Origin of the sequence: Kitasatospora sp. NPDC057518 (assembly GCF_042802075.1) — a bacterium.
Classification (GTDB): Bacteria; Actinomycetota; Actinomycetes; order Streptomycetales; family Streptomycetaceae; genus Kitasatospora.
Genome location: NZ_JBHVEU010000059.1, coordinates 21,834 through 28,160 on the forward strand (window position 1 = coordinate 21,834; position 6,327 = coordinate 28,160).

Sequence of the window (6,327 nt, forward strand, 5' to 3'; positions counted from 1 at the left end):
GCCCGTACTGTTCACGGCATGGCAATCGTGATGTTCGTCGACGAGACGACGGCTGGGGACCGGAGCGACGGGTGGGGGCTGGAGGTTCTCGAGGAGAGGCTCACCGTGCGTGAGCTGATCCGGCGCAGGGTGTTCCAGGAGGTCGCCGAGTACAACGCGAAGGCACCGCAGGTGTTCCAGGGGCTGGTGCGGCCGCACGATGCCGAGCGGGTGCTGAACGGGTACGCGCTGCGCACGCCGCGCCGGATCGATCCGGAGGCGCAGAGCGAGCTGGCGCTCCGGGCGTTCGCGGGCAACGGCTTCCTGGTGCTGGTGGGGGAACGCCAGGTCACCGACGCGGAGGAGGAGGTCGAGCTCGGCCTCGGCACCGAGGTCACGTTCCTGAAGCTCGTTCCGCTGGTGGGGGGATGACGGTGATGGACTTCCAGGAGATCACGGAGCTGGTCCGGCAGTACGCAGGAGAGGCGGATGACCTCGCCGTCGAGCTGCTGAAGCTGGGAACAGGGAGGCACAGCGGCTACTGGGAGGGACGGTGGGACGGCGCCTTCGCCGAGTTGCGCGCGCTGCCGTCCGAGGCCCGGACCGCGCTCGCCGACGCGCTGGTCGGGCAGTACCACTCGGCCGAGGCCGGCTCGGTCGCCCGCGGGAACGTTCTCATCCTGCTGGCTGTCGTCGCGCACGGTCTGCCCGGCGACCGGCTCACGGCGGAGCGCACGGAGAAGCTCGACGAGCTCGGCCACGAGAACTCCGTGGTGCACAGCGGCCGTCACCTGCTCCTCGCCGAGGCCGAGCTCGGGGCCGGCCGCCCCCTCACTCCCGAGGTCGTGGCCGTCTACCGGCGCTCGGCCCTGGACACCTACGGCAGGAAGCCGCTCGTCGAGTTCGCCGGCACGCTCACCGAGCCCGTCCTCAACGTCGGTGAGGAATGGGCCGAGCAGGCCCTGCGGGACACCCTGGACGACCCCGACTGGCAGGCACTCCTGCGGCACGCGACGACCGCCACAGCCGCCAAGCCCTCCCGCCCGTGGGAGCAGCGGGCCGAACGCCTGATCCTCCCCCTCGGTGCCGACCGCGTCCGGACCACCCTGCTGCCCTGGCTCGCCCTCGTCGGCCGCCGCACCTTCGCGCTGAACCATGAACTCCTCGGGTCCGACGGACACAGCGCCTACGACCCGTACAACGCCAACGCCCTGCGCGGACTGACCTGGATGCTCGCCCTGCTGCCGGCCCATCCGGACACCGCCCGCGCCCTCGGCGCGCTGGTCGAGACCTCCCTCAGGAAGATCCCCGGGCTCGGCCCGCGCAACCCGAAGGTCGCCAACGCCGCCACGACCGCGCTCTCCCGCATCGACGGCGAAGCGGCCCTCGCCGAACTCGCCCGCCTGGCCACCCGCGTGACGTACAAGGGCACGCTCAAGCTGCTCGACACCGCGCTCCGGACCCGGGCCGAGGCGCTGGGCCTGTCCCGCGAGGAGGTCGAGGAGATCGCCGTCCCCGCCTACGGGCTGACCGGGATCGGCCGGGCCGAGCCGCGTCTGGGCGAGGCCACGGCGGTCCTGGAGGTCCGGGGCACCAGGGTGTTCCTCGGCTGGCGCAACGCCGCGGGCAAGGAGGTCAAGAGCGTGCCCGCCGCCGTCAAGCGCGACCACGCCGAGCAGCTCAAGGAGCTGAAGACGGCGGTCAAGGACATCGACAAGATGCTCTCCGCCCAGAGCGAGCGTCTGGACCGGCAGTTCCTCGGCCGCCGCACCTGGCCGTACACCGCCTGGCGCGAGCGGTACCTCGACCACCCCCTGGTCGGCACCCTGGCCCGACGGCTGCTGTGGACGGTCGACGGCACGACCGTCGGATTCGCGGACGGCGAGCTGCGCACCCTCGCCGACGACCCGGTGCGCGAAGGGGCCGAGGTCCGGCTCTGGCACCCGGTGGGCCACGAGCCCGCCCAGGTCGTGGCCTGGCGTGACTGGCTGGAGCGGCACGAGATCACCCAGCCGTTCAAGCAGGCCCACCGCGAGGTGTACCTGCTGACCGACGCCGAGCGCGCGACGGGGACGTACTCCAACCGTTTCGCCGCGCACGTCCTGCGCCAGCACCAGTTCCACTCCCTGACGTCGGCCCGGGGGTGGCGCAACAAGCTGCGCCTGATGGTCGACGACTCGGCCCCGCCCGCCACCCGTGCGCTGCCGCAGTGGGGGTTGCGCGCCGAGTACTGGATCCACGGGGAGGGCGACGAGTACGGGGACGACACCACCGAGTCGGGCAGTTACCTGCGTCTGGCCACCGACCAGGTCCGCTTCTACCCGATCGACGCGCCGGAGAACGCGGCGGACTGCTACGGCGGTGAGTACCGCATGTGGCCGGAGGCCGGCGCCGGGCCGGTGGAGCCCGTCCAGCTCGCCGAGGTCCCGCCGCTCGTGCTGTCCGAAGTCCTGCGCGACGTGGACCTGTTCGTGGGCGTGGCCAGCATCGGCAACGACCCGGCCTGGCAGGACGGCGGACCGGAGGGCCGCTTCAGGGACTACTGGAGGTCGTACGGCTTCGGTGAGCTCGGCCAGGGTGCCGAGACGCGCCGCATGCTGCTGGAGCGGCTCGTGCCCCGGCTGGCGATAGCCGACCGCTGCACCCTTGAGGGCCGCTTCCTCCACGTGAAGGGCGAGCGCCACACGTACAAGATCCACCTCGGCTCGGGGAACATCCTGATGACGCCGAACGACCAGTACCTGTGCATCGTCCCGAAGTCCGCCGCGGCCGCCCCACAGACCGGCTACCTCCCCTTCGAGGGCGACCGCCTGCTGGCCGTGATCCTCAGCAAGGCGATGATGCTGGCCGAGGACACGAAGATCACGGACCCGACGATCCTGAGCCAGCTCTAGCACTGCGAGTTCGTTCGCCGGGTTGCTTGGTCACGCGGCGAGGACGGGCCTGCCGCCCCGGCGCAGGCCCGTCCTCGCCGCGGATGCGGGCTCGCCCCTTGCGTTTGGGCGGCCGGGACGTCGTGGTGGCGGGCGTTGGCGTCGCGCCACCGTAGACAGGTGGGCAGCACACGGCTCCGGACCGTGTGGTTCGGGTGACTGGAGTTCGCCAGGGCGAACTGACGCAGTGCGCCCTCACCGGATGATCGGCGGCGTGCGGCGCCACCACGTGTGCCGGGGTCCAACGGGGTCTACTCAGGACGCTGATCGCGCGCCACGCATACGGCTGCCGCCTGCACCGCCTCTTACTCCCGCTGGTTCGGTCCACTTTGCATCCCACGGGGATTAGGTGTCATTCCGAAACGTAAGCAAAGGACTTGTCACGTTGGCCTGATTGCGCCTTGGGATTCCCTTGAGTTCCCGGAGAGACTGCCCATGGCCCGGCAAGTCCCGTGCTCGATGAGGCGGCTACGAAGGACGGTTCCGCGGTGCCGGAAGGGCACCGGACGGGTTCCGCGGGCGTGCCGGGCGGGCGGATTTCCTTCCGAAAGGGGTACGTCATGAAGAGGCTCACGGCGGTACTGGCAGTATTCGGTTCAGGGGCACTGACGGTCCTCGGCGTTCCCGGCACGACCGCTGCCGCTCCGGCGGCTGTGTCGTCCTGGACCCCGTACAACATCCAGAACTACAACAGTGAGCGGTGCATTCTCGGGCCCGGCCATGGAAGCGAGACCGGCCTCGCACAGGTGGAGTGTGCCGGGTATGCGGACCAGAAGTGGGAGAAGCACCAGTACCTCGGCGAGAACTATTACTTCCTCGCCAACGTGAACAGTCGGCTCTGCCTGCTCGCACGATCCCAACAAGAGGCACGCCAGATAGACTGCGGGGCCGCCGGAGCGGATGCCGACTGGTACATCGACACCATCAATGCGGCCGACCCGCAGTGGAAGCGTCTCGTGAACAGGGCGACAGGCACGTGCCTGGTCCCCCAGAACACGAACCTGAACGTCCCGATCCTGCAGGCCACCTGCGACTACAGCACCAACCCTCCTGCCGATCAGCGGTGGCGATTCATCAACTTCTAGGATCCGAGCCATGTTTCGCGTCGAGGCAGGGCTTTTCTCCCGGTACTGCGGTGCCGGGTCCAGGAGAGGAAGACGAGCGATGCGCACTGGATCATCCCGAACGGCCCTCCGTCAGTGGTCAACCAGGTTGAAGAGCGGCCTGGCCGCGGCGGGACTGGTTGCGGTGTCCTCGGTCGGGCTACTGTCCGCTCCGGCCCAGGCGGAGTCCATGCAGTGCACCGAACTGGTGTGCCTGTTCGTCACCGGCGGCCCTGACGGGTACGCAACGCATGCCTACAAGCGCAGTTCGGCCGCCGGCGCCTCCACCTTCGAGGGCTTCTTCGCTTTCAGCGGCCCGGGGCTCCACGCCGACACCGAGACCAAGCGGTGGTACGACTTCGAGAACACGAGTACCTTCGGCGGCCGTGGCGCGGGCCTCGTGTGCGTCCAGATGATGTACAAGCATCCGGACGGGAGCTTCGGCTACGGCTCCCAGCGGTGCGACCGGGTCTACTGAGCCTCGGGGCCCAGGTGCTCGCCCGGCGTCCCGCAGGGAGGCGCCGGGCGCGCGCGTTCCGGAACCGTTGGCGTCGAGACTTGACCCGGTCATCGATGAGGCTCAGAGACCGGAGGAGGCTCCGGTGCTCCGGCTGACATAGGACCTCCATACGGCGGTGGGGCGCGGTGAAGGTGACAGCCTGCCCGTCGCCCCGGGTGCCGGGGGCGCCGAAGGTGAACTCGCCGCCGTGCTTGGGCGGATGACCCCCGGCAGGGTTGGTCAGGGCGAACTCGCACAGGCTGTTGGATGGCGGTGGCGGCAGCCGGGTCGGCGCCGGGCTCCGCTCGCACCGCGTCCAGGACCTGCGCGAACGCGTCGCGGACCGGGGCGTTGGACGCCGCCCTCGGTCCAGGGGCGGGGCGGGTGCGGGGCCGCGAAAAATTTCTCCGAACCCGGCTGCAACCCCCCGGCGGGATGGACGTCTATCAGGGTGAGAGGCGGGGAGAGCGAGCCGGCGGAGCCGGGGGGCTCGGGCCGACTCCTCGGGGCGTGACAGTAGGCGCCCGCTCATTCGATCACCACCATCACCATGTCCTTGGGGGGACTGTCACATGAACGCGTCCGTTATCGCCCGTATTGCGAAGATCGTCCCGCTGGCCGTTGTCGCCGCCGTCGGCGTCACCGCCTGCGGCCCGACCGAGGGCGGGGCCTCCGTCGCGGCTTCCGCTCCCACCTCCGCCCCGGCCGTCACCTCCTCGGCCACCCCCGGTGCGGGCGCCGTCCCGGCCGTCCCCGCCCCGGCCGCGCCGACCGCCGAGGCGGCCCCGACCGCCGCCACCCCGGCCGGGCAGGCCCCCGCCGCCGGGGCCGCAACGGCCAAGACCGACGTCAAGGCCGCCGCGAAGGCCGCGGCCAAGCCCGCCGCGCCGAAGGCCCCCGCCCCGTCCGGCGGAAGCGGTATCGGCATCACCTTCGGCGGCCTGAGCGAGGGCGGGAAGATCGGGCTGAACGACCTGGTCCCCTTCACCGTCACCTGGAAGAACAACGACGCCACCGGCACCCGCAGCGTGGCCCCGGTGGTGGCCACCCAGCAGTACGAGGGCGCGCCCTGCACCATGGTGCTCGCGATGGCGGACGGCACCCTGGAGCGCAAGGACGCCTCCGGCTGGAAGACGCTGGACCACCTCAGCCAGGGCGGCGGGATGGACTACGCGGGTACCGCCGACGACGCGGCCTTCACCCTGGCCGCCGGCGAGAGCCGGACCATCGAGTTCCGGATGCGGTTGTCCCTGGCCAACCGCCCGGGGCAGATCACGATCGAGGCGGACGCCCCCGTGCCGCACTCCAAGAACTACCTGGACATGGCGAAGGCCGAGCTGAACGCCACGGTCGTCGACAGCCACAGCCCGGAGATGCTCTCGGTGATGCCGCCGGCCAAGGGCGTGATCACCACGGACCCGATCCCGTTCAGCTTCCGGGTCTCCTCGCCGGACGGCACCGCGGGCCTGCGCCCCCGGGTGACCGTCTGGAGCTCCGAGGGGCCGACCCCGAACGACGTCACGGTGGAGGCCCGGGTCGGCGACGTGTGGAAGCCGGTCGAGCTGAAGGACGAGTGCGGCCTGGTCACGGTCGACCCGAACGTGCCGGGCGTCCGCGACGGCAACACGGTCGAGTACACCTTCCGGGCCACGTTCAAGGAGGCCCCGAAGTACGGCGCCGACGTGGACATCCGGGTGAGCGCGGAGTCGAACGGCCACCAGTCCGTCCAGCGGTCCGTCTTCCTGCGCGACGCGCGCTGACACCGCACACCCGCGCACCCGCACCGCACCACCGCCCCGGCCTCCCACCACTC

General features: G+C 70.8%; 5 protein-coding genes. All 5 read left to right on the forward strand.

Annotated elements, in window-relative coordinates:
• The first annotated feature begins 18 nt into the window (after positions 1-18).
• The 5 genes from ACFU7Z_RS08970 to ACFU7Z_RS08990 all read left to right on the forward strand — a co-directional run bounded on the left by ACFU7Z_RS08970 (position 19) and on the right by ACFU7Z_RS08990 (position 6,274).
• Positions 19-411: a hypothetical protein gene (locus ACFU7Z_RS08970; RefSeq protein WP_380777072.1), complete on the forward strand. Its 393-nt coding sequence runs from the start codon at positions 19-21 to the stop codon at positions 409-411.
• Positions 412-416: 5 nt separating this feature from the next.
• Positions 417-2,873 (forward strand): DUF4132 domain-containing protein, encoded by a 2,457-nt coding sequence (locus ACFU7Z_RS08975; RefSeq protein WP_380777075.1) that lies wholly within the window; start codon positions 417-419, stop codon positions 2,871-2,873.
• 599 nt (positions 2,874-3,472) lie between these two features.
• Positions 3,473-3,997 carry an RICIN domain-containing protein gene (locus ACFU7Z_RS08980; RefSeq protein WP_380777073.1) on the forward strand — a complete coding sequence of 175 codons (525 nt, stop codon included), beginning with the start codon at positions 3,473-3,475 and terminating at the stop codon, positions 3,995-3,997.
• A 208-nt stretch (positions 3,998-4,205) separates the two neighbouring features.
• Positions 4,206-4,493, forward strand: coding sequence for a hypothetical protein (locus ACFU7Z_RS08985; RefSeq protein WP_380743378.1), 288 nt, complete (start codon positions 4,206-4,208; stop codon positions 4,491-4,493).
• 593 nt (positions 4,494-5,086) lie between these two features.
• Complete coding sequence (locus ACFU7Z_RS08990) at positions 5,087-6,274, forward strand: hypothetical protein (RefSeq protein ID WP_380777074.1); 1,188 nt, start codon at positions 5,087-5,089, stop codon at positions 6,272-6,274.
• Positions 6,275-6,327: the final 53 nt, after the last annotated feature.

Excerpts from the sequence above, each read along its gene's own strand:
- ACFU7Z_RS08970 (WP_380777072.1), top strand. The coding sequence starts at position 19 with ATGGCAATCGTGATGTTCGTCGACGAGACGACGGCTGGGGACCGGAGC.
- ACFU7Z_RS08975 (WP_380777075.1), top strand. The coding sequence starts at position 417 with ATGGACTTCCAGGAGATCACGGAGCTGGTCCGGCAGTACGCAGGAGAG.
- ACFU7Z_RS08980 (WP_380777073.1), top strand. The coding sequence starts at position 3,473 with ATGAAGAGGCTCACGGCGGTACTGGCAGTATTCGGTTCAGGGGCACTG.
- ACFU7Z_RS08985 (WP_380743378.1), top strand. The coding sequence starts at position 4,206 with ATGCAGTGCACCGAACTGGTGTGCCTGTTCGTCACCGGCGGCCCTGAC.
- ACFU7Z_RS08990 (WP_380777074.1), top strand. The coding sequence starts at position 5,087 with ATGAACGCGTCCGTTATCGCCCGTATTGCGAAGATCGTCCCGCTGGCC.